The organism is Paraburkholderia sp. SEWSISQ10-3 4 (genome assembly GCF_030464785.1).
GTDB classification, from domain to species: domain Bacteria; phylum Pseudomonadota; class Gammaproteobacteria; order Burkholderiales; family Burkholderiaceae; genus Paraburkholderia; species Paraburkholderia aspalathi.
Map to the genome: position 1 here is coordinate 1 of NZ_JALPRI010000041.1, position 26,572 is coordinate 26,572.

At 61.2% G+C, this 26,572-nt stretch carries 23 protein-coding genes; 4 read left to right on the forward strand and 19 right to left on the reverse strand.

Annotated features, from left to right (window positions below; translation table 11 throughout):
• Positions 1–98: 98 nt before the first annotated feature.
• From M0D68_RS36170 to M0D68_RS36180, 3 genes are all read right to left on the reverse strand, one after another.
• Entirely contained in the window at positions 99–563 is a 465-nt protein-coding gene (locus tag M0D68_RS36170) for a hypothetical protein (protein ID WP_266226871.1), read from the reverse strand.
• A 101-nt stretch (positions 564–664) separates the two neighbouring features.
• Positions 665–1,228, reverse strand: a complete 564-nt coding sequence (locus M0D68_RS36175) for a peroxiredoxin (protein WP_175053312.1) — start codon at positions 1,226–1,228, stop codon at positions 665–667.
• A gap of 139 nt (positions 1,229–1,367) precedes the next feature.
• A complete protein-coding gene (locus M0D68_RS36180; protein ID WP_200621521.1) occupies positions 1,368–2,702 on the reverse strand; it encodes an EAL and HDOD domain-containing protein in 1,335 nt (444 codons plus the stop codon).
• Positions 2,703–3,000: 298 nt separating this feature from the next.
• Here M0D68_RS36180 and M0D68_RS36185 point away from each other — a divergent pair, with 298 nt between their 5' ends.
• Positions 3,001–4,815, forward strand: coding sequence for a bifunctional diguanylate cyclase/phosphodiesterase (locus M0D68_RS36185; protein WP_054043040.1), 1,815 nt, complete (start codon positions 3,001–3,003; stop codon positions 4,813–4,815).
• 91 nt (positions 4,816–4,906) lie between these two features.
• On the forward strand, positions 4,907–6,364 hold the full coding sequence (locus M0D68_RS36190; protein WP_200621523.1) for an HDOD domain-containing protein: 1,458 nt from the start codon (positions 4,907–4,909) through the stop codon (positions 6,362–6,364).
• A 36-nt stretch (positions 6,365–6,400) separates the two neighbouring features.
• On the opposite strand, the gene M0D68_RS36195 is transcribed toward M0D68_RS36190, so the two are convergent.
• From M0D68_RS36195 to M0D68_RS36210, 4 genes are all read right to left on the reverse strand, one after another.
• Positions 6,401–8,365 carry a TolC family protein gene (locus tag M0D68_RS36195; protein WP_266226872.1) on the reverse strand — a complete coding sequence of 655 codons (1,965 nt, stop codon included), beginning with the start codon at positions 8,363–8,365 and terminating at the stop codon, positions 6,401–6,403.
• Positions 8,362–8,967: a hypothetical protein gene (locus M0D68_RS36200; RefSeq protein WP_200654399.1), complete on the reverse strand. Its 606-nt coding sequence runs from the start codon at positions 8,965–8,967 to the stop codon at positions 8,362–8,364. The genes M0D68_RS36195 and M0D68_RS36200 overlap by 4 nt, the downstream gene beginning before the upstream one ends.
• 384 nt (positions 8,968–9,351) lie before the next feature.
• Entirely contained in the window at positions 9,352–9,540 is a 189-nt protein-coding gene (locus M0D68_RS36205; RefSeq protein ID WP_200654400.1) for a hypothetical protein, read from the reverse strand.
• A gap of 587 nt (positions 9,541–10,127) precedes the next feature.
• Complete coding sequence (locus tag M0D68_RS36210) at positions 10,128–11,498, reverse strand: EAL and HDOD domain-containing protein (RefSeq protein WP_266226875.1); 1,371 nt, start codon at positions 11,496–11,498, stop codon at positions 10,128–10,130.
• Positions 11,499–11,764: 266 nt separating this feature from the next.
• Between M0D68_RS36210 and M0D68_RS36215 the strand changes: the two genes are divergently transcribed.
• Entirely contained in the window at positions 11,765–12,523 is a 759-nt protein-coding gene (locus M0D68_RS36215) for an acetoacetate decarboxylase (RefSeq protein ID WP_200621525.1), read from the forward strand.
• A gap of 77 nt (positions 12,524–12,600) precedes the next feature.
• On the opposite strand, the gene M0D68_RS36220 is transcribed toward M0D68_RS36215, so the two are convergent.
• Both M0D68_RS36220 and M0D68_RS36225 read right to left on the reverse strand, forming a co-directional pair.
• Positions 12,601–13,395: an ABC transporter substrate-binding protein gene (locus M0D68_RS36220; RefSeq protein WP_211701793.1), complete on the reverse strand. Its 795-nt coding sequence runs from the start codon at positions 13,393–13,395 to the stop codon at positions 12,601–12,603.
• Positions 13,396–13,676: 281 nt separating this feature from the next.
• Entirely contained in the window at positions 13,677–14,585 is a 909-nt protein-coding gene (locus tag M0D68_RS36225; protein ID WP_266226877.1) for a LysR family transcriptional regulator, read from the reverse strand.
• Positions 14,586–14,711: 126 nt separating this feature from the next.
• On the opposite strand from M0D68_RS36225, the gene gstA reads away from it, so the two are divergent.
• Positions 14,712–15,341, forward strand: coding sequence for a glutathione transferase GstA (gene gstA, locus M0D68_RS36230; protein WP_266211664.1), 630 nt, complete (start codon positions 14,712–14,714; stop codon positions 15,339–15,341).
• Positions 15,342–15,402: 61 nt separating this feature from the next.
• Here gstA and astE read toward each other — a convergent pair whose 3' ends face one another.
• The 10 genes from astE to M0D68_RS36280 form a co-directional block, all read right to left on the reverse strand.
• A complete protein-coding gene (gene astE / locus M0D68_RS36235; protein ID WP_266226879.1) occupies positions 15,403–16,467 on the reverse strand; it encodes a succinylglutamate desuccinylase in 1,065 nt (354 codons plus the stop codon).
• Complete coding sequence (gene astB, locus M0D68_RS36240) at positions 16,451–17,791, reverse strand: N-succinylarginine dihydrolase (protein ID WP_266226880.1); 1,341 nt, start codon at positions 17,789–17,791, stop codon at positions 16,451–16,453. Before astB ends, astE begins: the two co-directional genes overlap by 17 nt.
• Before the next feature lie 9 nt (positions 17,792–17,800).
• Positions 17,801–19,264 (reverse strand): succinylglutamate-semialdehyde dehydrogenase, encoded by a 1,464-nt coding sequence (gene astD / locus M0D68_RS36245; RefSeq protein ID WP_266226882.1) that lies wholly within the window; start codon positions 19,262–19,264, stop codon positions 17,801–17,803.
• A gap of 2 nt (positions 19,265–19,266) precedes the next feature.
• Positions 19,267–20,304, reverse strand: coding sequence for an arginine N-succinyltransferase (astA, locus tag M0D68_RS36250; RefSeq protein WP_093632265.1), 1,038 nt, complete (start codon positions 20,302–20,304; stop codon positions 19,267–19,269).
• On the reverse strand, positions 20,301–21,359 hold the full coding sequence (gene aruF / locus M0D68_RS36255; protein WP_175053543.1) for an arginine/ornithine succinyltransferase subunit alpha: 1,059 nt from the start codon (positions 21,357–21,359) through the stop codon (positions 20,301–20,303). The genes astA and aruF overlap by 4 nt, the downstream gene beginning before the upstream one ends.
• A 54-nt stretch (positions 21,360–21,413) precedes the next feature.
• On the reverse strand, positions 21,414–22,649 hold the full coding sequence (locus M0D68_RS36260) for an aspartate aminotransferase family protein (RefSeq protein ID WP_266226885.1): 1,236 nt from the start codon (positions 22,647–22,649) through the stop codon (positions 21,414–21,416).
• Positions 22,650–22,811: 162 nt separating this feature from the next.
• Complete coding sequence (locus M0D68_RS36265) at positions 22,812–23,861, reverse strand: GlxA family transcriptional regulator (RefSeq protein WP_093632258.1); 1,050 nt, start codon at positions 23,859–23,861, stop codon at positions 22,812–22,814.
• Between the two features lie 37 nt (positions 23,862–23,898).
• Positions 23,899–24,690: an ABC transporter ATP-binding protein gene (locus tag M0D68_RS36270; RefSeq protein WP_054043063.1), complete on the reverse strand. Its 792-nt coding sequence runs from the start codon at positions 24,688–24,690 to the stop codon at positions 23,899–23,901.
• 79 nt (positions 24,691–24,769) lie between these two features.
• Positions 24,770–25,483, reverse strand: coding sequence for an ABC transporter permease (locus M0D68_RS36275; protein WP_054043065.1), 714 nt, complete (start codon positions 25,481–25,483; stop codon positions 24,770–24,772).
• Positions 25,484–25,487: 4 nt separating this feature from the next.
• Positions 25,488–26,177 carry an ABC transporter permease gene (locus tag M0D68_RS36280; protein ID WP_012432581.1) on the reverse strand — a complete coding sequence of 230 codons (690 nt, stop codon included), beginning with the start codon at positions 26,175–26,177 and terminating at the stop codon, positions 25,488–25,490.
• Between the last annotated feature and the right edge of the window lie 395 nt (positions 26,178–26,572).

The window sequence follows — 26,572 nt, forward strand, 5'->3', positions numbered from 1 at the left end:
CCGCACAGGGGCAACACTAATAGACCACTAACAATTCAAGGAAAGGCCAAAGCCCCAGGAACATGGCCAAATGCCGCCGCAAAAGGCAAAAAAGACCCTTAAAGCCTCTGCCCAACAGCAAGCAAAAAAATCCTCCTCCACTGCTTAGCCTGCCGCTCGCCCAGCATGGGCAAAACCCAAACCTGATGCTTAGGGTCTTTGACCATCAAAGCGACCTGCCATAGAGCATCATGGCGTTGCACCTCAGCCCCAACCAGATCAGCAAAAATATAGGCCCCCAGCTCGCCGCCAAGGCAAACCTCACAAAACCGTTTACCAGCAGCAAGCCGCACCGACCCCCAGGTGCCATTAAGTTCGTGAGTCCAATCACCATCACGAACATTAGGAGCGACCTCCTTCCGCCGCCGCCACCAATAACCAACCGCAGCAATCAAAAGCAACCCAACAAAAACAGCAACCCCAACAGCAACACCCAACCCAAAAGCCGCCTGCAAGGCATAAAACGCCCGCACAGCGCCATATACCAGCGCGATCAGCGCAATGAGTGCTACAAGAATCGGCATCGCAAACTCACCCGGCAAAAACGCAGGCTAGCACGAGCAACGCCCGATCCTCATGGCAAAAAACCATTGCGAAAAACGCGCCGCCGCGCAAAACCCGCCCGTTATGGCTGCTTATGCGCAGCCGCCCAATCCTTCACCGCCTTCAGCGTGTTCTCGACGTGCTTCTCCGGCGACAGGCTCGTGTACTCGTAAATAATCTTGCCGTCCGGCGCAATCACGTACGACACACGATTGGCCATCGAACTATGCATCGGCATGCCGGCATCATAGGCGCCGATCACCTTCGAATCGGCATCAGCCGCCACCGGGAATTTGCTGCGGCATTCGCTCACCGAAAACTTCGTCAAGGTGTCGATGTTGTCGTGCGATACGCCAATCACCGTCGCGCCATATTTCTTGTACTCGTCAACCGCTTCGGCAAACTCGTGGGCTTCGATCGTGCAGCCCTTCGTGAAGGCCGCCGGATAGAAATACAGCACCACCGGCCCCTTCTTCAATTCGTCGGCCAGAGAATACGTGTAGGTCTTGCCGCCCAGCGAAGCATCCGCGGTAAACGGCGGCGCGACATCGCCCGGTTTGAGCGTGGCTGAAGCCGTCAGCGAATGCATCGCGAATCCCACCGACAAGACAGCCGCCAGCGTCATCGGAATGAGTTTTCTCTTCATCTGCAGTCTCCTCGGAACGTTAATGCACGCAGTCAGTGCAATAAGCCAAAGTCACCGCGTTCAGCCGAACCTCGGCAACCTCAATACGCTATTGAAACACGTACTGACAAGGTACGTCGGAAACTGCTCGCAGGATGCATCAGGCGGCTTCTTCGATATGCGCGCCGAACCATGCCGCTGCGGACAGGTTCAGCTCCGCCAGCACCTCGGGCGTCAGCGCCGCGAAGCCGGGCGGCGCGTCGGGTCCGGCTGCGATCAGCGCGGCATCGGCGCCCTCGCCGGCCGCTTCGGCAATCCGCAACAAGGTGCCGAGCGCGCCGCCACGCGTGACGATCGCTTCGCGAATCTGCGGGGCAAGGCCGAGCTTCTCGAGCACAGCCGCCGGCGTGCTGCCAAGCACCACGTGGACCAGAGAGAAAATGCCGGTCATGAAGGCGGCGTCGGCGAAATCGTCATCGGACGGGCGCAGACAGCCCGCGGCCAATTCCATGAAGCGCGAGCGCGTGCCGGCCAGCTGCACCAGCGGATCGGCGCGCCACGGCAGATCGCCGCTGTCCGCATACAACAGCAGTTGCGCCCAGCGCGCAATCTGCCGCGTGCCGGTGGCGATGATGGCCTCACGCAGCGAGGCAATATTGCGCCCCAGCCCGAATGCGCTCGAATTGACGAGACGCAGCAGCTGCACCACCACGCTCGGGTTCTGCTTGAGCTCCGCTTCGAGCTCCACAATCCCGGCATCGCGCGACAACAGCGCCAGCAAACGCAGCAAACCGGGGCGCGGCGAGCGATTGCGCGGCGCGGCCAGCACCTGCGGCCGCGCGAAGAAGTAGCCCTGGAACAGGTCGAAGCCAAGGTCGCGAGCCAGCAAAAAGTCTTCGCGCGTCTCGACCTTCTCGGCGATCAGTGTTTTGCCATGGCTGCGGACGGTCGACGCCAGTTTGGCCAGTGCGGACCGCTCGGTCAGCAGGAAGTCGATCTTGACGATGTCGGCGTGCGGCAGCGCGGCGAGCAGCTCGTCCGACAGTTCGCTGACGTCGTCGAGCGCCACCTGAAAGCCGGCGCGGCGCAATTCGGTCAGCCGGCGGGCCAGGTGCGCATCGAACTTGACGGTTTCGAGAATCTCGAGCACGAAGCGCTCGGGCGGCATCAGATGGACGATGTCGTTAAAAAGCAGCGCACGGTCGATATTGACGAAGCCGCGGTGCTGGCCCAGCACGGCCGCCACGCCGATTCCGCCGATCGCGCGAGCCACGACCTGCGCCGTCGCCTGGGCGTCGTCGCTGACCTCGGCATAGTTATGCGCGCCGGATCGAAACAATAATTCGTAAGCATTGAGCGCGCCGTCGCGATCGAGAATCGGCTGGCGTCCCAGATAAACGAACTGTGCCGAGGATGCCGGGTCGGCGTCGTCGGCACCTTGTTCGATCACCTCGATGTGCCGGGGGGTGGCCCTGACAAAGTGACGTTCAGACATGGATCATCGGTGCAAGTGTTCGGAAAGCTACGCAGCGTCGTCATCGCCGGCGCTGCACAGCAGGTTTGACGTATTAACGGAAACGAAGCCAGTCCACTTTAACTGAATCATCCTCGCACCGCCGCCGGGCCACGCCGTCACTTCCTTACCATTTGTTTTTTGCAGCAGGCGCTAAAGATTTTCCGCCGGGGGTCGTTATCTTGTTCTGATGGGGCGGCCTGATACCTCTCAACCGCCCGAATACGGCGGGCAGTATGCCGCCCCGCCTGCAGACGAACACAGGTTGCCAGCGACAAACATGGAAGCGAACAGGATCACCGCGCCCCGCCGGGGCTCCTTGCGCACGGTCATCGACCGGTTTCGTGCGTTCGGCCGGCATGCCCCCGGCAAACCGCAAGCCGGCGTCAGCCGCGCTGCGCAACTGGAACAGGTGGTCGGCGCCGTCGACCTGCTGGCGCACATCGATGAGAGCCTGCGCTTCCTTTATGTTTCAGACGCGAGCCTGCGCTTCATCGGTTATCACCGCGAGTATCTCGAGACCATCACGCTGCACGATCTCGTGGCGCCCGCCGACGTGCCGCGCCTCGATGCGCTGCTGACGCGCGCCACCGCCACGGGCAACGTCGAAAAGGCCACGCTCGGACTTATCAAGTCACTGACCTACCCGATCACCGTCGAACTGCGCGTGGTACGCAGCCTGCATGACGGCGTCGAAGGCTATGCGATCGCCGGCTTCGACGTATCCGCCTGGCGCGCCACCGAGGAACGCCTGACCCAGGCGCTGCATCTGGACCGCCTGACCAACCTGGCCAATCAGCCGGCGCTGATCCCCGCGCTACTCGACGCGCAGCAGCAGGCCGACGCCCACGGCACACCGGCCGCACTACTGCTGCTCGACCTCGACGACTATCAGCGCGTGAACCGCGCGCTCGGCTACGATGCCGGCGACGAGATGTTGCGCGACACGGCGCGGCGTCTATTGAACATGACGAGCCCGAACGAGACGGTGGCGCGTGTCGCCAGCGACGAGTTCGCGATCCTCGTGAAGCCTGCCGCGAGCCGCACCGACGCCGCCGCCGCGGCCGAAGCGCTGGCGCGCCGCCTGCTGACCGCGATCCAGCAACCGTACGTTTTCAACGGCCAACAGGTGCACTTGTCAGCGAGCATCGGCATTGCGCTCTACCCCGATGTGCGCCACGCGAACGACGACGCCGCCCACGACACTCACCTGCTGCGCTGGGCCGATCACGCCTTGCTGCAGGCGAAGGCGGCCGGCGGCAACACCCTCGCCTTCTACGTACCGGACGACAACCCCGCCGACGCCGAGCGCCTGAAGCTGGAGGCCGATCTCTACGACGGCGTGCGCAATGGCGAGTTCTCGCTGCACTTCCAGCCGATCACGAGCAGTCGCACGCACGGCGTGGTCGGCGTCGAAGCGTTGATCCGCTGGTCGCATCCCGTGCACGGCCTCGTGCCTCCTTCGATGTTCATTCCGCTCGCGGAATCGATCGGCCTGATCAACTTCCTCGGCAACTGGGTGTTGAAGGTTGCCTGCATGCAGCTGATCCAGTGGGACGCGCGGGGCATCTCGTTGCAATACGTCGCCGTCAACGTGTCGCCGCAGCAGTTCCGCGATCCACGTTTCAAGGACAGCGTGCGCGAAGCGATCGAATTGACGGGCATCGATCCGCGCCGCCTCGTGTTCGAGATCACCGAAAGCCTGTTGATGCACGACCCGGCGCATGCCAAGGGTTTGCTGGAAGAATTGACGGCGATGGGCATCCGCTTTGCCGTCGACGATTTCGGCACCGGCTATTCGAGTCTGGCTTACCTGCAACGATTCCCTCTGGCCAAGCTCAAGATCGACCGGAGTTTTGTCGAGAATCTGCTAACCTCCCGGAACGATCAGGCAATCGTTAGCGCGGTCGTCGGGCTTGCACAAACGCTCGATCTCGAGCTGGTTGCCGAGGGCGTCGAGACGGAAGCGCAACGCAGCCTGCTCACCGAGATGGGATGCGACCACATTCAGGGATGGCTCGTCTGCAAGGCGTTGCCCTCCGACGAACTTGCACAACGTTTCGAAGCGCGCACGCTTCATTTGCACACCGCATAATGACGCGGGCAAACTTCGTGCGCTGCGGAAGATGCCGGCCTCGTGCCGGTGTGGCACTCATTGGAACATGTATGGCTTTGGCGGGACTCACATGGTAAAGGCGGCGGTGCTCGACCGGCTCTGGACGCGAATGAGCGAGCGCGGCGATTTCCCCATGCTGTCGCAGTCGTTGCGCACCACCATGGCGGCGATGAACAACGACGACCTCGACTTCACCGGCCTCGTGCAGGTCGTGTTGTCGGATTTCGCGTTGACGCAAAAAGTGCTGCGGCTGGCCAACTCGGCCATGTATATGGCGTTTGGCGGCAACATCACCACCGTGTCGCGCGCACTGATGGTGCTCGGCATGGACGCAGTCGGCCATCTGGTGGTCGGCCTGAAAATCGTCGATCACTTTCATCACAGCGCGCCGCGCCGTATCGATGCGAAACTCGAATTGAACCGCACGCTGCTGTCAGGCTGCGTCGCCCGCAAGCTCACTGAGCGCGGCGATCTGCGCGCCGGCGAGGAAGCCGTGGTCTGCACGCTGATGCGGCAGATCGGCAAGCTGCTGGTGGTGTTCTACCTCGACGCCGAGTGGGATCAAATCCGCCGCCATATCGACGACGGCGCTCTCGAAGCCGATGCCTGCGTGCTGGTGCTCGGCGTCACGTTCGACGAAATCGGCGCCGAAGCCGCGGTCCGCTGGCGCCTGCCGGACATGATCCGCTCCGGCATGGGCGAGTTCGATCCGCTGGACGTCGAGCAACCGCGCCAGGTGCAGTGGCTGCGCGCCATCACCAACTATTCGACGGCGGTCGCCGACGTGCTCACCCAGCAGAACATGCCGGACTGGGAGCGCGAAGAGCGCATCGCCGAACTGGCGCAGGAATACAGCCACGCACTGAATACCGATCCGGACGTGCTGCATGGAATGAGCATCGCGCTCGCCCGCGAAGAAGGTGGCGACGGCGTGATGCGCGAGATTGTGGAACTGCGCGCCAATGCGGACGCGATCGCGCGTGAGGCACTCAATCCGGAAGCGCGTATCGCGGCAGGGGTGGGCGATCTGCGCGGCCTGCCCGACGGCAGCGCGCTCGCGCCGGCCCTCGCGCTGGCCGCGGAAACCGTGCTGGCGGCGCTCGGCTTTGCGCGTACGGTGGTGTTCGTCAAGCACAGCAACGGCACCTTCAAGGCGCGCCTCGGGCTCGGTCCGAAGATCGACGCGGCGCTGCCGAAGCTGTCGTTCAACACCGCCTTCGAACCCGACGTGTTTCATCTCGCGATCGCGAACTCGGTCGGCATTTTCATCGAGAACGCACGTGACCCGAAGATGGTCGCGCGGCTACCGGAGTGGTTCCGCCGTTCGTTCGACGATGCCCGCGCCTTCGTGCTGCTGCCGGTAGTCGACGACACCGATCAGACGGTGGCGCTGCTATATGGCGACTGGTCTCATACGCAGGAGCCGCGCCGAATATCCCAGAAGGAAATGAGCGCGTTGAATGAGTTAGCCAAGGAGTTAGGACGTTTTTTTGGCCTGGGGCAGATGCAGGCAATGGAGATGATGTGAAGACGTGGCGTGATCGTTGATCACGGTGCTTCACTCTCACCTGTTTTGTGTTTGCCCTAAGTCAAGTTTGCCGAGACTCGCCGCCAGACTCAGGCGAGCAACGAACCAGTCGGATTGGGTTGCGATGCGTTGGTGGTTAGCGGCGATCAGCGCGTCTTGGGCGTGCAGCAGTTCGATAATGCCTGCCACGCCGGCTTTGTAGCGCGCCTGCGCCGCATCGAAAGCCAGGCCCGCGTTTTCCTGCAAGGCTTGCGTCTGGAGCATGGACTGCGCACCCGCCCGCACCGCCTCGTAGCTTTTCCAGACATTCAATGCAACCTGCTGCTCGGTTTCGGCGACGTTCGCCTCCTGAAGTTCAGCTTGCGCCCTTGCCTCGCGAATCCGGTAAGTCGATCCGAAACCCTCGAAGAATGGGATCGTGACCCGGATACCGACGTAACTGCTGCGCGACGTCGAAGATCCTCCGCCTGCATTGCCGATCGTAGCCGCGGGCCGGTTACTGCCCGACATTTTTTCCAGTACGGTAAGGCGACCGATCCAGTCGGCGTCGCTGGCATAGCCGGTAATGGTCCGTTTACCTGCATCCTTCAGCAATTGCGACGTCGTCATACTCGACGTTGTCGCCCAGGCCTTCAGCAACGGCTCGATCAGCGCCTGTTGCGTGGCTGCCGATTTTGCCTGCGTGATCTGGTCGAGCAGTGTGCGTAATGCGGCGCCTTCGGGTGTATCCAGGCTGGCGGCCTGCCACAGATCTCGCACATTACCGGCGCCTTGTACGTATGGCATTGCGATGACGTCGTCACGCAGCGGGATGGCCGTGTCGAACCGCTGGTGCAGCGTGTCCTGGCCGAACCAGATTTCCTGCGTGTCCCGCTCGACGGGAACACCATCTACCATTTGCACGAACGAGCCGGAACCTCGCACCATGTTGCCGTTTTCAAGCGTGCGAATGGTGGCGTCTTTACTCAGATTGATCGAGACAATGCCGAGTTCGTCGAGGCTGAGCAGTTCACCAGATTGAGAAGTGCCGTCGCCGTTGGCATCGCGCCAGATTCTCAGCGACGACCAGATGGCGTCGTTGCGGTCGATGACACCGTCTCTGTTCAGGTCGAACTCGCGGAGTGCGTCGAAGCCGTTCGCGGCAAGCATGCCGTTTGCGAGCGGGGTGAAATTACTGAACAGTTCTGCGCCAGAGTCAATCGTTCCGTTGTGGTTACGGTCGAGGACGAGGAAACCGTCACCCGTGCTGATCCAGCCGGTATGGGTACGGCTGCCGCTGCCATCGAAATCGAAGTAGGCGTTGGAATTGTCTGGGTTAGTCGTGTGGATACCGTCGCCGTCGATGTCCAGGATGAGGGGATTGACAAGATTCAATGACTGCGAGAGCCATTTAAAAAAATCGTGAATATTGCGGCCAAGATCGAACGGGAGACCCCCGCCCGGGCTTCCATTACTCTTCGAAGGATCGTACGCACCCGTGGGGTCGTATGTCTTTAGCTTGCCATCTTCCGCGGAATCATCACCGTCACCGTCACCGAAAATAGCATCGTTGATCTTCTGAGCAAGTTCACCCGCCTCCTGCATGGCTGCGTCATAGTTATTTTTATAGTACTGGTCCGCGTAGTACCCAACTAATATGCCTGCCCCTGCACCGGCCAGCACTGCCCATCCGGCGGGATTTGTCACCAGCGCGCCACCAGCCAATCCACCAAGTACAACATTCACCGCTGCCTGAGTTGCAGCGCCCGTCGCGACTCCGAATGCGAATCCCCCCACCGACTTAATACTGTTGCTTACGTCGCCACCCATTAGGCCAGCAGTAACCGAATTTACCATGTCATACAATGATGTCGCGTCACTCGCCTTTCCCAGAGCCTGGCCGTACAGGTTCGCCCCTGCGTCGGTGTTGCGGATAAGATTGTCGAGTAAACGCCGCCCTAGGGAGGGCGCGACTTCAATTACAACAATCCCTGTATTAGTTACGATCGTGAACACACTCATTCTTCACCCCGAATTAAACAAGTGATTTTCGAAAACATCCAATATAAAATAAGCGTTATGCACATAAATAGCGCCAACTGCAGACTCCCAACCACAAACCAGACTAACGGCCAACTTGTTGCCAGTTCACCTTTGACTGTTAAGGCTCCGCTCTGAATAACTGGCGACGTAATAATTTTTATAACAACGAATACAACTACCGCAGCAATCAGCACCTTTCCAATTTTTATAGTTTTTGACATCACAACTGCCGAAATACCGCTGCACGACAAGTTGTACAACGATTCATACTTATAATTTTCAGATGAGGTTGTCACTGTCCCAAACTTTCTGTTCTGCCCGCAAATTCCTCGGATGACAAAGTACTGATCACTCCATTTTTTCTCCAAAATCGGCGAAACTGGGATTCCATCTTTCCAAAAAGCACTCCGAAACGACTTCTCCACGAATATTCCGCACTGTGCAAATACAGGGATTGCAACAAGATAGAATACCCAGGCCATCTCTCCCGGAAATATCTGTCCTGGACTACGAGCGAATATCACAGCCCAGCCGGCAGCAACAACTGCGAAAAGAAGCCCTGCATATGTAATCTTTTTCACCACCGCATACTCTCCTATTCGCCTCACTAAAATCCGGACGTGACTCAGCCTGCCAATGCAAAAAATCTGGCACAAAAGTCATGTCGCCACCATTGCCCTTCCGCTTGGAAAGGAACTAACCTACCGAGCGAATGTACCGGTCTGACCCCGAGTCGCACCATGAGATTTTTCTCGATGGAGCGAGGAAAATTCCCAAATCAAAAACAGTATCGTCGATTCTCTGACGGGGATTTCCGACATCGTTCATCATTTATCGAAAACCGCACGTTCTCTAAATTTTCCTTAGAAAGGATAGAGTAGATTAAGATTTTTATTACCAGATTTTATCGCTCAAGACATCCGCACTGCTCTACCCGACATTTGACGCGACTTGCGATTCGCAGATCAAAGCCCCTTTTTGATCATGTAAATCATCGAAGCAAACGTAACAGTTATAGCAACAGCTCCAAATCCGGCAACCCTTTCCGGCTCCAACTTCGAAACTCTTAGTCTTCCAAAAGATAAAACCTTCAACCCGAAGGCCCCGACACCCCAACAGAGTACGTCGAGGAAGAACCAAACAATAAAATCCATTACGCCTCCTTCGCCTGGTGATAGTTCTGGAGAAGCCCTATCCGCCGCTGGATATTTTCTAAACCTTGCAATACGAGACGGTACGAGGGCTATACCTAGGAGAAACTCGTCTACCTTGGCTCACATCACACCAGTTCTCTGCCCGACATTCAAAGTCCGCACGACCGACGAGAATCGCAGCGGGTCGGTCTCTGAATTGCAAATGCTGAAAGCCCCGGCGAACTTTGCCAGAACGATCGACGATGATCGGTGGCGCCGTTAGACCAGCAACCAATCCTTTCACACCGAAAGAATCGGCAGCGAATCTATCCCACCTAGCCAAAATGCGCTATCGGCCCCTTCTGACCGCGTCGTCAGAATTCAAGGAAAGTGATTGGCTCAACCTTCACCCTGGTGCTCGTTCAAGGCATGGCACGCCGTAAACGCAAAACGGCGAAGCCGTGCTTCGCCGTTTTGCAATGCAATGCAATGAATTGCCTGCACCTATCAATCGACATTCAGGGAAGACCACATCAATCCGCGTCGCCACATTCCCACCCGGAGTTCAACGCACATCAGCCAGCAACTCGCCAACCGACGCCTCCCCCTCAATCCTCAATCCGCTCCAACCCCTCCGCACTCCGATCCGCAACGCCGGCCCACGCCCCCGCCGCCAACCCCAGCAGCGCGATCTCTTCCACCGTCAACGGCTGCAAGCGCGCGCACAAGGCATCGAGTTCATCCCACGCCCCGTGCTCGAGCTCTTCGACCGCGGTCAGCAACAATCCCAGCACGCCCTGCCGATGCAGAATGCCCGCCTGAATCGGCCGCGATAGCGTCAGCACATTCAGCGTGCTTTCGAGCGAGCCGCCGAACACCGCATCGACAAACGAAAACACGCCGGTCAGAAACGCCGCGTCAGCTTCGTCACGCCCCGCTTCGGGCAAGCGCTCGATCGCCAGCTCCATGAAGCGCGCCCGGGTCGCCGCGAGTTGCAGCAGGGGATCGTCCTCTAGCGCAACCTTGCGGCCGTCCGCGTACAACAGCAATTGCGTCCAGCGCGCAATCCGGTTCGTGCCGGTCGCATTGATCGCTTCGCGCAGCGTCGTGACCTTGTGGCCGACAGCCAAGCCGCTCGAATTCGCGAGCTTCATCAGATGCATGACCAGCACCGGATTCAGCTTGAGTTCGGCTTCGAGTTGCGCGACGGTCGGGTCGCCCGACAGCAGTTGCAGCAGATTCAGCAATGCATGCCGCGGCGCGCTGACACGCCGCGTCGTCGAAGTCTGCGCACGCGCGAAGAAGTAGCCCTGGAAGCGGTCGAAACCGAGACCATGCGCCTCTTCGAAATCGCTCTGTGCATCGAGACCCAGCGCGATCAGCAGCTTGCCCGCGGACTTGAGCACGCTCGTCAATTTGGGCAACAGCGCTTTCGACGCCCGTGTGAAATCGATCTTGACGACTTCCGCGTAGGGCAGCAGCTTCGCAAACGTTTCATCGGGCTGCGTCACTTCGTCGAGTACGAAGCGATAGCGCCGGCCGTGCAATTGAACGATGCGCTCAATCAGCGCATCGTCCACCAGGATCGACGGCGACAATTCGAACATGAAGCGGTCAGTGGGCAGATGCTGGATCGAATCGTCGAACAGCATCTCGCGGCTTACGTCGACGTAAGCGGGATGCCCGGTGAGCGCACCGCGCACATTGCCCTGCATCAAACCGCGAATCACGGCTCGCGCGACGAGTTGCGCCGGCTCGGGCGCGCGGCCCGGCAACGCATCCGCAGCCGGATCGCCAGGCGATGCTGCGCCCGCTTCAGAGTCGGCGCCCACCGGCAATTCCGGCGCGCGCACCTTGATCTCATAGCCGCATAGCATGCCGTCCCGATTCAGAATCGGCTGGCGCGCGAAGCTGGCATTCAGTTGCGCATCGTCCGCAGCCCCCGTATGGCTGGGATTCTCGATTGCGATGGTGGTCATTCTGGTCCCCCGCTAAGCGCCGCCCGGGCGCTTCCTGCTGTATTTTGGTTTTTGCTGCACCAATCGCGCCCATCCAGGCCCCGAGACCCTTTGCGCGTGCGGTGTGCCTGCCGATTTTAGCGCAGGCCGATGCGCCCGGACATGTCAGCGCCGCAATATCTTGAAATAATTGGCAACCAGTCTGGCTGAAGAGAAGGAAAGAATCGACGATACTCTTGTGCAGTGCAAAAGCGTTCCACCACAGCCTTTAACCACCAAGGAAAATCATGGACGTCAAAAGCGTGCTGTCAAATGCCTTCGCGATGCCGATCACGAGCCCCGCGTTTCCGATGGGTCCGTATCGTTTCGTCGACCGGGAATTTCTGATCATCACTTACCGCACCGATCCGGACAAACTGCGCGCCGTGGTGCCCGAGCCGCTGCAGATCGGCGAGCCGCTCGTCCATTACGAATTCATTCGCATGCCGGATTCGACCGGCTTCGGCGACTACACGGAAAGCGGTCAAGTGATCCCGGTGTCGTACAACGGCGTGGCAGGCGGTTACACGCTGGCGATGTATCTGGACGATCATCCGCCGATCGCCGGCGGCCGCGAATTGTGGGGCTTTCCGAAGAAGCTCGCCTCGCCGGTGCTGGAAGTCCATACCGACACACTCCTCGGCACACTCGATTACGGCCCCGTGCGCATCGCCACCGGCACGATGGGCTACAAGCATCGGCAACTGGATCTCGCGCAGCAGCAGAAGCGTCTGGAGACGCCGAACTTCCTGCTGAAAGTCATTCCGCACGTGGACGGCACGCCGCGCATTTGCGAACTGGTGCGCTACTACCTGCAAGACATCACCCTTAAAGGTGCATGGACGGGTCCCGCCTCGCTCGAACTGGCGCACCATGCTCTGGCGCCGGTCGCGGAATTACCGGTGCTCGAAATCGTCGAGGCGCGGCATCTGATTGCCGATCTGACGCTAGGACTCGGTGAAGTGGTGTTCGACTATCTCGAGCAGCCTGAAGCGAACGTTCGCTGACAGCCTCAAAAGACAACCGGCCGCATCAAGCGGCCGGTTGCTTCAAACAAAACCATTCAGGCAAAACACCCAACGCCTTACTTCAACACAACCTTCACGTCGAAGTACTTCGCGGCGAAGCGGTCGATCGTGCCGTCGGCCTTCAGTTCCTTGAGCGCCTGGTTCACCGCGTCCTTCAACGCCTTGTCGCCCTTGCGCAGGCCAAAGCCCACGCCCGCGCCGAGCAGCTTCTCATCGCTGACTGCCGGGCCCGCGAAGTCGAAGCCTGCGCCTTGCGGCTTCTTCAGAAAGCCCTTCGAAGCCGCTTCCGCGTCCTGGAACGCGGCGTCAAGACGGCCCGATGCGAGGTCGGCGTAGATCTGGTCCTGCGTCTGATACGGCACGACGTCGACGCCAGCCGGCGCCCAGCGCGCCTTCGCATACGTTTCCTGAATCGTGCCTTGCAGCACGCCGACGTGCTTACCCTTGAGCGAGGCCGGCGTAGGCAGCAGACCGCTGCCCTTCTTCGCGATCATCTGATTCGGGATCGTGTAGATCGGATCGGTGAAGTCGATGGCCTGGCGGCGCTGTTCCGTGATCGTCATGTCCGAGTTGATCGCGTTGAACTTGCGCGCTTCAAGCGCCGGAATCAGGCCGTCGAACGAATTCTCGACCCACACGCATTTCGCCTTCAGCTTTGCACACACAGCATTGCCGATGTCGATATCGAAACCTTGCAGCTCGCCCGACGGCGACTTTGATTCGAACGGCGCATACGACGCCTCGACGCCGAAGCGCACTTCCTTGATATCCGCTGCCGACGCGGACCCTGCCGCTACCGTTGCCGTCGCGAACAGCGCGAGCGCAGCCATGTTTCGCCAATTCATCTTCATTACGGGTGTTCCTCTACGGTATTGAATAAGACGGAGCCGAATCCGGGCGAGCATGATTGCCGCGCCAAAAATGCGATTCAAACTCGTGCGGCCAGTGTGGTGCAGCGCAACAGCCGCGAGGGCGGGATTGTACAGGCTTCGAATCGCGGTCCTGCAGGCGGCCCTGTAAGCGGCCCTGTGGGCGCCCCTTTGCCCGGCTCGTTTGGCGAACCGCGCAACGGGCGCTTAAAGGTGCAACTTCGTGTCGCGCTCAGGCAAGCCGGCACACGCTTTGATGCACGTCAGACCGCGCCGTCGCCGGCTGCGAAATCGCTGCCGAGCCGCTGCGACAGATGCGTGTAGACCGCCGCGACATGCGGCAGATGACGCGACTCGGGATGCGCCAGCACCCACACCTGCGATTCCGCTTCGTCGAGCGGCGGGGTCAGTTGCACGAGATCGTCGCGCTCACGCGCGAGGAAGGTGGGAAAGATGCCGACGCCGAAACCGCGCACCACCAGTTCGAACACCGCCATCACGCTATTGGTTTTGTAGCGTGGCTCGACCGTCGGACAATGGCGCTTGCGCCACAGAACCGAAGGATGATCGCCGAGCGAACTGTCCGGCGCCGCCCAATCGTAGCGTGACAGCGCATCGGCATCACTCGCCCGGATACCGCTCCCCTTCGCGGCAAACACGGCGATGCGCAGCGGGCCCACATGCTTGCCGACCAGATGATCCGGTGCGCGGCGCGTAGCGCGCACGGCGATGTCGGCGTCGCGCTTGGTCAGGCTCGCGAGGCTGTTGGTGGCGGTCAATTCGAACGACAACGCCGGATGCAGCGCCGCGAAATCATGCAACGCGGGCAGCAGGAGGCCATAGAGCACGGTGTCGGTGGTCGTCACGTGAACCGCGCCGCTGACGCGGTCACTGCTCGCCTGCACGGTCGAGCGCGCGGCCGCCAGCTCGCTTTCGATCCGCTCGGCGTGACGCGCCAGCTGCGCACCGAGCGGCGTCGCGCGATAACCGCTGCGCGAACGCTCGAACAGACGCTGCCCGAGCCCGCGTTCGATCCGCTGCACCGAGCGAAAAATCGTCGAGGCATCTATCCCCAGGCGCTGCGCAGCCTCGGCCAGCGTGCCGGCGCGCACCAGCGCCAGAATGGTCTGGGTATCCGCCGAAGTCAGTTCGTATTGCGTTTTTGCACGCATGGTTTGGCAAGCCGCCTGTTTATTCTGAATGCGATCCGGGCTACTTTTACCACATCGACTTGTCGGCCGACGAGCCTTGCCACCGGCACCTGCCGGGACTTCACTCTCGTTTATAGCGGTGACACCATGAAACTCTATTACTCACCGGGCGCCTGCTCGCTGGCCGTTCACATTGCATTGCGCGAAGCCGGACTCGACTTCGACACCATCAAGGTCAATTTGCAAACGCACAAGCTCGCCAATGGCGACGACTACTACGCGATCTCGCCGCGCGGCTATGTGCCACTCGTCGAATTCGACGACGGCTCGCGCCATACCGAGGGCGCTGCGCTGTTGCAATACATCGCCGATCTTGCGCCGGAGCGCGCGCTGCTACCGCCCGCTGGAACGCCGCAACGGTTCGAAGCGGTCGCATGGCTCACCTATATCAGCACGGAATTGCACAAGACCTTCAGCCCATGGCTCTGGCATCAGGAGACAGCCGAATCAACGAAACTCGAATGCCGCGAGAAACTCGCTACACGTTTTAACGAACTCGAGGGTGTACTCACGTCACGCGACTATCTCACGAGACAATACTCTGTCGCCGATGCTTACGCATTCACGGTGTTGAGCTGGGCGCGGATGCTGTCGGTGGATCTAGGCCCGTATCCGCACCTCAACGCGTATCTGGCTCGCGTGGCAGCGCGGCCGAAGGTACGTGAGGCGATGGTGGCGGAAGGATTGGTCAGTCAGACCGCGACGCAGGCCGCGTAAGCGGTCTGGTATGAGACGTTGCGCGCGAAGGCGCGCAACGTTCTGCGCTGCAATGGCACGTCTAAACGAGACCGGACAGCGTGTCCTGCGTCGTCTCGACCACCAGCAAACCCGCGCGCAAACCGGGCTTGACCGTTGCGTTCGGAAACACGAGACGTTCCTCATCGTGACGCACGGTGTAGCGATAATCGCCGTCGCGTGCGAGCACGGTGTCTTTCACGAAGGGCGTGAAATTCGGCACATCCGCGGCCACCAGCAATTCGAATGCGTCGCTTTGCTTGGTGAGCTGGTCGATCACGGTGAACACGCGCGGCATTGCCGCGGGCGCGTTGCCGTTCTTTGTGCCGGCCAGCAGATGACGCACCGCTTCGTCCGCACCGGCGAAACGCGTCAGATCGTTCTGCCCGAAGGGGCGTACCTTGCCGAGTTCGAGCGTGCACGCTTCGGCGCCACATGCATGCGCGGTGAAGTGCGAATAGGTGTTGCCCTTAGTCGTATGAAGCAGGACGGCGCTGATGCGCGCTTCGCCGAGCCACTCGAACATGGCGCGCGAAAACGGCTTGCCGGTGTGCGGCAACAAGGCGAATTGCTCGAAAGCCGAGGGGCGGATCGCCGTATGCATGTCGACGTGCCAACGGGCGCCCGGCTCCTGCGACGCCGCGGCAAAGAACTGCGTTGCCGCACGCTCCAACGCCGCCGCGCGCGGCGCTTCGTGGCTGTGCGGCACCTGCTCGTGACGTCCGCTGAAGAGGCGGTTCAGATCGTCGTCACGATAGCGGCACGCGTCGCGCATGGCGTCGACGTTGCCGAGAATCACCAGCAGGCGACACGACAGCGCGGCATCGCCTCGTGCGATATCGCGCACGAGATACGACAGCAGTTCAATTGGCGCGGTTTCATCGCCATGCACGCCGGCAGAGACGAGCACACTGCGGATGCCTTCATTCCGCACTGCGGGTTCCATGAGCAGCACGCCGTCGTCGAGCCATGACCAGCGCACGGCGTTGTCGTTGTTGCCGCACGCACCCTGCGTTTCCTGCGCGCCGGGCCGCGTCCCCGCTAACGTATAGGCAAGGAAATCGTCGAGCATCGAAACCGGCATGCCGTACTCAGCGCTGGAAGTCATACAGCGAACCCAGGCCGAGAATCTGCGTCAGTTCATCGAGCGCGGTGCGCGACTCGGCGAGCAATTGCGGATCGGTCAGGTCGGACGGTGCGAGACGATCGCGATAGTGCTTTTCGATCCACGTATCGAGGCGGCCGAACAGCTTGTCGTTGATCCACACGCCAGGCGTCACTGCCGCGCGCTCCGCGTCGTTCAGCACCACGCGCAGCCGCAAACATGCCGGGCCGCCGCCGTTCTTCATGCTTTCGCGCAGATCGAACACGAGCACGTCATCGATCGGACCGGTGTGCGAGGTCAGATCGTCGAGATAGGCACCCACGCGCTCGTTCTCGCGGCATTCCTGCGGCACCACCAGCACCTGCTTGCCGTCCGGGCGCGTCAGCAACTGGCTGTTGAACAGGTACGACGTGACCGCGTCGGACACGTTCACTTGCGCGTCGGGCACTTCGATCACGTTGAACTCGGCCTTCAGCCCGGAGAGCTTCGTGCGCAATTCGTCGTACACCGCCTTCTGTTCAACGAACGCGAGTTGATGGCAGAACAGCGTATTGCGGTTGCCGACCGCGATCACGTCGTTATGGAACACGCCCGCGTCGATCACGTCGGGGTTTTGCTGTGCGTACACCGTGGCCGCTTCTGCCAGACCGTGACGATGCGCGACCGCGCGGCTCGCCTCGAAGGTCTGACGTGCGGGAAAACGCTTCGGCTCCGGTCCGCGGCGATATTCGCTGCGGCCATACACGAAGAATTCGACGCCACGTGTGCCGTATTCCGAGCAGAAACGCGTGTGGTTCGCCGCGCCTTCGTCGCCGAGTGCCGGCGTGCCGGGCAGCGCTTCATGCACCGCGAAACGATCCGCGTCGCTGAAAATCGCGCGCAAGGTGCGGCGCGTCGATTCATGCTCAATCGCGCGATGCAGCTTGCTGCACAGATTGGCCGGCGTGAAGTGCACGCGGCCGTCATGCGTGTCGGCCGACGGACTCACCGTAGCCGCATTCGCGGTCCACATCGCCGAAGCCGAACTTGCGGCGGCCAGCAACTCGGGCGCGTCCTTGGCCACGCGCGCGATCACCGTCGCGTCGTCGCCCGAAAAACCGAGTTCACGCAACAGACGCATCGAAGGACGCTCCTGCGGCGGCAACACGCCTTGATGAAAGCCGAGATCGGCCAACTGCTTCATCTTGCGCAGGCCCTGCTTGGCAGCGGCCTTCGGATTGGCGACCGACTTCTCGTTGTTCTGCGACGCAACGTTGCCGAACGAGAGCCCGGCGTAATTGTGGGTCGGGCCGACGAGACCGTCGAAATTGGCTTCAGTGGCTTGCATCGTCGATCCTTAGAATTGAAGGCCCGGCGAAACGCTCGCGGGCATTTGCAGTTGCGCGCTTTCGACGGACGCCATCGGATACGCGCAGTAGTCGGCAGCATAGAACGCGCTCGGCCGGTGATTGCCCGAACGTCCTGGACCACCGAACGGCGCGCCCGACGATGCACCGTTGGTCGGCCGGTTCCAGTTGACGATCCCCGCGCGAATGGTGCGCTGGAAATGCGTCCACAGGGCTTCGTCGTCGGCAAGCAGGCCGGCGGAGAGGCCGAACTCGGTATCGTTGGCTTTTTCGAGCGCTTCGTCGAACGTGCCGTAGCGGATGATCTGTGCGAGCGGTCCGAAATGCTCTTCGTCCGGCAGGTCCTTCACGGCGGTCACGTCGAGAATCGCGGGCGTGACAAAGCCGAGTTTCGGATCGCGCTGCTCCATCTTCAGCAGTGCTTTCGCGCCGTCGGCCAGGAGACGCTCCTGGGCCGCGACCAGACGCGAAGCAGCCCGCGCGGAAATGACCGCGCCCATGAACGGCTGCGGATCGGCGTTGTATTCGCCGACGCTGATGCGCGACGTCACTTCCGTCAGGCGTTCAACAAAGCGGTCACCGAACGCGTCGTTCGGTACGAAGATACGGCGCGCACACGTGCAACGCTGCCCTGCCGACAGAAACGCCGATTGAATCGTGTGATGCACGGCCGCGTCGACATCCGCCACCGGTCCGATCACGAGCGGATTGTTGCCGCCCATCTCCAGCGCCAGCACGATCTCCGGACGGCCACCGAATTGCTTGTGCAGCAACGTTCCGGTATCCGAACTACCCGTGAAGAACAAGCCGTCGATCTGCCGATGGTTGGCGAGCGCAATGCCCGTCTCTTTTTCGCCTTGCACAAGGTTCAGCACGCCGGCGGGCAATCCCGCATCGCGCCAGATCTGCACCGTGAGTGCCGCCACGCCCGGCGCGAGTTCCGACGGCTTGAACACTACCGCGTTACCCGCGATCAATGCCGGCACGATATGCCCGTTCGGCAGGTGCCCCGGAAAGTTATACGGCCCGAACACCGCCACCACACCATGCGGACGATGCCGAAGCACGGCGGTGCCGTCAGCCATCGGCGAACGCTTTTCACCGGTGCGCTCGTTATACGACTGAATCGAAATCTCGACCTTCGCCGCCATCGAAGCGGCTTCAGTGCGCGCTTCCCACAGCGGTTTGCCGGTCTCGCGGCCAATCGCTTCGGCAAGCGCTTCCTTGCGTTCCGTCACGAGCGCGGCGAAGCGGCGCACCACGCCGGAACGTTCGTCGAGGCTCAAGGCCGACCACGCCGCGAACGCACGGCGCGCGCTGCGTACAGCACGATCGACGTCGTCCGCCGATGCGCTATTGCCTTCCCACACCGTCCCGCCCGTACCCGGGTTGCGTGACGCGAATGCGGGTCCTGTGCCGGCGGCCCATTCGCCGTCGATGAAAAGCTCGCTCATGATCATCCTTGTTTGTGTTTCAGCGGCAGGACCCGAACCGGGTCACCTGCCTTGACGTCGAGTGCGGCCGCCTCAGCGGCGCTCATACGGAACACGCCGTCTTGCGGCACGCCCGCGGCCACGCCCACGCGAAAATCGCCCAGCGACGTATTCGATACCATCGAACGCGGTGCATCCTGCGGCGCGCCCGCCGGCACGTCGGCGATCTCGACCGGCACCACCACGCTTTCGCGCACCGTGCGCAAGTCGGCGATATGGCATTCGAGCACCGGACCGGCGTCGAAGATATCGACGTGATTCTCGTAGCGCAGCCCTTCCGATTCGAGCATGCGGCGCGCCGGAATCGTATCGTTATGCGTGAGGCCGACGCACTCCTGCGCCTCTTCCGGCAGCAGCTCGACATACACCGGATAACGCGGCATCAGCTCGGCGAGAAACGCCTTGCGGCCGTGCGAGCTCAGATAATCCGCCGCATTGAAATCGATCTGGTAGAAATGCGAGCCGACCGCACGCCAAAACGGCGAGGTGCCTTCCGCATCGAAATGGCCGCGCAATTCCGCGCACAAACGCTGCGGAAAGCGCTCGCGAAACTGCGCGAGAAACATGAAGCGCGAACGCGACAGCAAACCACCGACGCCGCTCGTGCGATAACGCGGGCTCAGGAACAGCGAACACACTTCGGCGTAACCCGTCAGGTCATGCGAAATGTTCAGCGCGCGCATGCGCGTCCAGATTCCGAGGTCCTGGCTCGCGTGCACCACCGTGCTCACGCGATAGTTGTAGAACGGTTGCTGCAGACCGACTGACGTTTCGATGCCGCATACGCCGGCCACGTCGCCGGTATCGGTGTCTTCCATCACGAAGAAGTAACCGGCCTCGTGCGGCTCGGCCTTGTCTTCCGTCGTGCGGCGGGCACGCTCAACGCGCGCCGCCAAGGCATCGCGATCCGGCTTGAAGGTGGTGAGACCGGGACCGGTCTCCTGCGCGAGCCGCATGAGCGCGTCCACATCGCCTCGTTGCACAACACGAACGACGATCATCGTGCGTCTCCCGTCAATTCTTCCTGATGCGGCTGATGCAGTGGCACGCAGCGTACCGCGTCGCCCTCCTGCACGCCGAGTGCCGCGCGCGCCGCATGCGACAGCGACGCGCCGGTCGCCTTTTCGCCCGACAAGGTATCGAGCACGCAGCGGAACTCACCGTCCGCACCGTTATGCGCGATCAGATAGGTCGAGCCTTCGGCTGCCGCGCCGGCTTCGCGCACCACACGTGTTTCATTGCGCGTCACGCAGGCGCTGCGATCCACCTGTGCGGTCAACACCGGGCCCGCGTCGAAAATATCGATAAAACGATCCGTCTCGAAGCCTTCTTCGAGGTGAATGTCATACGCGAGCAGCGCCTTCGAATCCGGCTCGCCGAGTACCCGCTGCGCCGCTTCCGGCAGCAAGGGCACATAGATCGGATAGGTCGGCATCACTTCGGCGATAAAGGTGCGGCTGCGTCCGCCCGATTCGATTTCGATGTCGGCGAAATTGCGGCCGAAGAACTTGCGCCCCACCGCTTCCCAGAACGGCGACACACCTGAGTCGTCGGTCACGCCGAGCAGCAGCGAGAACACTTCAGGCGTGAAGCGCTTGCGATTGGCGGCGATATACATCATCCGCGCGCGCGACATCAGATGCGCGGCCGCATCGCCACGCAGCGACGGGTCGATATAGAAGCCCGCCAGCCGGCTCTTGCCCGTCAACTCATGCGACATGGTCAGCGCGTGAATCTTGCGGTTCACGTGCAACTCACGCGACGCATGAATCAGCGCATCATTGCGAAACGCGTAGAACGGGTCGGAGTAACCGGCAGCAGCGACGATGCTCGCCGTGCCCATCAGCTTGCCGCTCTGTGCATCCTCGAGCACGAACAGATAGAACTCCTCGCCCGGAAAATCCACATCCGCGCGAAACGAGTCTTCCGACAACGCGACGCGCGCTTCGAGCGCGCCCCGGTCGTGCGGCAGCGAATGCAGCACCGGTTGCGCGGTGCGCGCCATATGTTCGAGCGCATCGAGATCGGCGAGGCGGCCGGGGCGTACGAAGAGCATCATCGTTCCTGTTGAATGTGACGCATGATCAGTGCTTTAGCTCGCTGCCGTGGTTCACTTCGACGCGGCTTCAGTCTTTGCGCCGACGATCTCTTCGATCGCCTTCGCCAGACGCGCGAAGCCTTCATACATATCGTCGAGCGGCATGATCAGCGACGGCACGAAACGCAGCACGTCCGGACCCGCCATCAGCATGATCACGCCGTGCTGACCCGCAGCCGTGACGAAATCTTTTGCGCGGCCCTTGAATGCATCGGTCAACTCAGCACCGATCAACAGACCCTTGCCGCGCACTTCCTTGAACAGGCCAAAGCGTTCGTTCAGCTTCGCGAGTTGGCCCTTCAATGCTTCGCTGCGCGTACGCACGCCTTCGAGCACCTTCGGGTCGCTGATCAGCTCGACCACCTTCTCCGCGATCGCCGCGCCCAGCGGATTGCCGCCGTAGGTCGTGCCATGCACGCCGACCTTGAAGTGCGCGGCCAGTTCGTTGGTGGTCAGCATCGCGCCGATCGGGAAACCGTTGCCGAGCGCCTTCGCGGTGGTCAGGATGTCCGGCGTCACGCCGGTGTCCTGATACGCGTAGAAATAGCCGCTGCGGCCCATACCCGTTTGTACCTCGTCAAAAATCAGCAGTGCGCCGTGCTCATCGCAGGCTTCGCGCAGTGCCTTCAGGAATGCCGGATCGGCCGGGATTACGCCGCCCTCGCCCTGGATCGGCTCGACGATCACCGCACACGTCTTCGCGCCGATCGCTTTCTTCGCCGCTTCGATATCGTTGTAAGGCAGATGGATGATGCCGGCCGGCACCGGGCCGAAGCCTTCCGAATACTTCGGCTGGCCACCGACGCTCACCGTGAAGAACGTACGACCATGGAACGACTGCGTGAACGAAATGATTTCGACCTTATCCGCGCCATGGCGCTCGAACGCGACGCGGCGCGCCAGCTTCAGCGCAGCTTCGTTCGCTTCCGCGCCCGAGTTGGCGAAGAACGCACGGTCGGCGAAAGTCAGTTCTTCGAGACGTTTGGCAAGGCGCAGCACCGGTTCATTGGTGTAGCCGTTACCGATGTGCCACAGCTTGCCGCCCTGGTCGTGCAAGACTTTCAGCAGTTCAGGATGGGCATGACCGAGCGCAGTGACGGCGATACCGCCGGCGAAGTCGATATAGTCGCGGCCTTGCGTATCCCAGACGCGTGAGCCGAGACCGCGATCCGGCACGAAGGCGGCGGGCGAAAACACCGGCACCATCACTTCGTCGAAGGTCTGGCGTGTCACAGTCAGGTCGTTCATGGCGAATCCTCGTTACAGGTGAGAGGTAGTACACGTAGTGTAGGAAACTGCGCGCGTTAAGTCTTGCGCATACGCGACGCTTTCTATGAGCTTCCGGCGGATATGTCGCGTGCAGCTTGCAGACTGCGCGCTTTCCGGCCGCTTATTCCTGGTTATTCCTGGTTATTCCGCCTGGTCGGGCCGTTCGATCAACGCGGCCGGGCGCGGCTCGCTGGCCGCGGCGCCGGTCGCACCGGTCTGCTTGTCGATCCAGTTACGACGATCCTCGCGTGGTGTGACACCAAAGCGTTCGCGGTAAGCATTCGAAAAGTGCGCCGCCGACGAAAACCCGCAAGCAAGGCTGATCTGCACCACCGATTTGCTGGTGCGCTGCAATTGCGTGCGCGCTTTCGAAAGCCGCAGCCCCAGATAGTATTTGGACGGCATCGAGCCGAGGTACTGACGAAACAGGCGCTCCAGCTGACGTCGCGAGACACCGACGAGACCGGCGATTTCATCGGTCGTCAGCGGGTCTTCGATATTCGCTTCCATCAGCATGAGCGCATCGTTCAGACGCGGATGACGCTCGCCTGGTGCGGTCACGAACGGAATGCGTTGACGCTCTTCGCCCGCGCGCAAAACACCGACGCCGAGCGTATCGGCAATCCGGTCCGCCAATTCGGGCCCGTGATCGCGGCCGATCATCGCCAGCATGAAGTCGACGGTCGCCTGACCGCCCGCGCAGGTTGCGCGATCACGGTCGATTTCGAAGATCTGTTGGGTGACGATCGAGCGCTCGAACTGCTCGGAGAACTGCTGATAGGTTTCCCAGTTGACGCTCACGCGATAGCCGGACAACTGCCCTGCCATCGCCAGCCACCAGACGCCGTGATGAATGCCGGTGACGAGCGGCGTGCGCTGCCCGACGCGCGAAAGACTCGCCAGAAAGAGGCGATAGTCCGCGAATTGCTGGAACCGTTCGCTGACGATGATCAGCCAGTCGCACGAAATCGCATCGCCGAAGGCGGCATCGGCCGGCCATTGCGCGCCGCCCGACAAAGGCACCGCGCGGCCGTCCCATGAACACACCTGCACGCGGTACAGCGCCCGGCCGTCGATTTCGTTGGCGAGATTGAGCGCGTCGACAATCGGCCCCACGCCCGACATCGACACCGGCGGCAAGGCGACGATGGCAACCTGCGTGGTGCGAGCCGGGTTGGACGTGCGAGCCATCACTTGTCAGTAAAACGCGGAATGCGCGAGCCGCGCGTTACTTCAGGCTGCCGGACAGGAACTGCTTGAGCCGTTCGCTACGCGGCGTGGTCAGCACTTCAGCGGGCAAGCCCTCTTCTTCGGTGCGGCCCTGGTGCAGGAACATCACATGGTTCGACACGTTGCGCGCGAAACCCATTTCGTGCGTCACGACGATCATCGTGCGGCCTTCTTCAGCAAGCTTCTGCATCACCTTCAGCACTTCGCCGACCAGTTCGGGATCGAGCGCGGAAGTGGGTTCGTCGAACAACATCACGTCGGGGTTCATCGCCAGCGCACGCGCAATGGCGACCCGCTGCTGCTGACCGCCCGACAGATGCGACGGATACTGCTTTTCCAGACGCGGCGCGAGACCGACCTTCTCGAGATATTCGCGCGCCCGTTCTTCGGCCTCGCGACGCGACATGCCGAGCACATGAATCGGTGCTTCGACGATGTTCTCGATCACGTTCATGTGCGCCCACAAGTTGAAGTGCTGGAACACCATCGCCAGTTTCGTGCGGATGCGTTGCAGTTGCTTGTGATCGGCCACTTCCAGATTGCCGGCTCGGTCGGCTTTGGTCTTGACCATTTCGCCGTCGACGACGATCTGCCCCGCGTTCGGCCGCTCGAGAAAATTGATGCAGCGCAGGAAGGTGCTCTTGCCCGATCCGCTCGCGCCGATGATGCTGATGACGTCACCCTTGTTTGCGTTCAGCGACACGCCTTTGAGCACTTCGTTGTCGCCGTAGCGCTTGTGGATGTCCTGGACGGCGAGCTTGCAAGCTTCGGTTTGAGTCGTGTGGAGCAAGATGCTCTCCCTTTGAAAATACGGATCAATCTGCGTGACGGCGCGAACCTGCCGCGCCGCTCAATCGAAACATGCCTGCTCAGTGCGTGCGCACCGCCAGGTAACCCAGCCAGTGACGCTCCGCGCGACGGAACAAGGCCACCAGCCCAAACGACACCACGAGGTAAATCAGCGCCGCGAGGCCGAACGCGTCGAACGACTGATACGTGGCGGAATTCGCATCGCGCGCCACCTTCAGGATGTCCGGCACCGTAGCCGTAAACGCGACCGTGGTGGCGTGCAGCATCAGGATCACTTCGTTACTGTACAACGGCAGCGCCCGGCGCAGCGCGGACGGTATCACAATGCGGCGGTACATCGTGAACCAGCTCATCCCGTAAGCACGAGCCGCTTCCACTTCGCCGTGCGAAGTCGAACGGATCGCGCCGGCGAAAATCTCGGTGGTGTACGCGCAGGTGTTCAGTGCGAAAGCGAGAATCGCACAGTGAAAACCGCTGCGGAAAAACGCGTCGAGCAACTGATGCGAGCGTACGAATTCGAGGCTGTACATGCCGGTGTAGATCAGCAGCAGTTGCACGTACAACGGCGTGCCGCGAAACACGTAAGTGTAGAGACGCACCGGCGTCGACAGCCAGCGTTTCTTCGATACGCGCGCCACCGCGAGCGGAATCGCCATGAAGAAGCCGATCCCGATCGACGCCACCAGCAGCCACAGCGTGACCGCCAGACCGGACATGCGCTGACCGTCCCAGTACAGGAACGCGCGCCAGAATTGATTGAGAATGTCGATCATGGTCTTAGAGCTCCGCGTGGCGCACGCCGATGGAATAGCGCTTTTCCAGCCAGATCAGCACGAGATTCGACGCGGTGGTGATCGCCAGATAGATCAGCGCGGCGACCAGAATGAAGAAAAACATGTTGAAGGTGCTCTTGCCCGCGTCCTGGGCGGCTTTGACGACATCGGCGAGACCGATGATCGACACCAGCGCCGTGGCCTTGACCAGCACTTGCCAGTTATTGCCGATGCCCGGCAGCGCGAAGCGCATCATCTGCGGAAACAGGATGCGCGTGAAGACTCGCGCGCCGCTCATGCCGTAGGCACTGCCCGCTTCGAGCTGGCCACGCGGCACGGCGAGAAACGCGCCGCGGAAGGTCTCGGTGAAGTACGCCCCATAGATGAAGCCGAGGGTCAGCACACCGGCCACGAACGGATCGATATCGAACTGCGGGAGATTGAGCGCATCGGTGAGATTGTTGACCGCGATCTGGATGCTGTAGAACAGCAGCAGCATGAGCACGAGGTCGGGCACGGAGCGGATCAGAGTCGTATAGCCGGTTGCGATTGCCCTGAGCGGGCGGTTGAAGGAGAGTTTCGCCGCCGCGCCTGCGAGGCCGAGCAGCACGGCGGCTGCCAGCGACAGGACGGACAGCTCGATCGTCTGGATCGTGCCGGCCAGCAACACCGGACCAAAGCCGTAAAGGAACACGCGTGTCTCCATCCAGGTTTTATTGAGGATGTCATGGATGGAGGGGCGGGTTAGGCCTGCCCGACTCATCCGGCATGGCGCGGAGTCTCGCAAGCGGAAATTAATTTCTCAAAGAGGTGGGCGGCGTGTGCTGCGGTGCAGCAATGGGGTGTTTGCCGTGGCTGGGCGCTGGCAGGGCCGATCTCTGCGGGGGATATGGGTTTGTAAGGTGCGTGACTCGCTGTCGGCGCTGCCGCGATTTAGCAAGTTTTGGGTCGCTTTTTCGATATAGATTGGGGCCTGCGGCGGGGCTTGTTTAGCCGTGTTCTTAGGGCTTTGGCCTTTCCTTGTTCTGGCTTTCGTGCCTTTCCTTGCATTGTTAGTGGTCTATTAGCGTTGCCCCTGTGCGGGGCGGC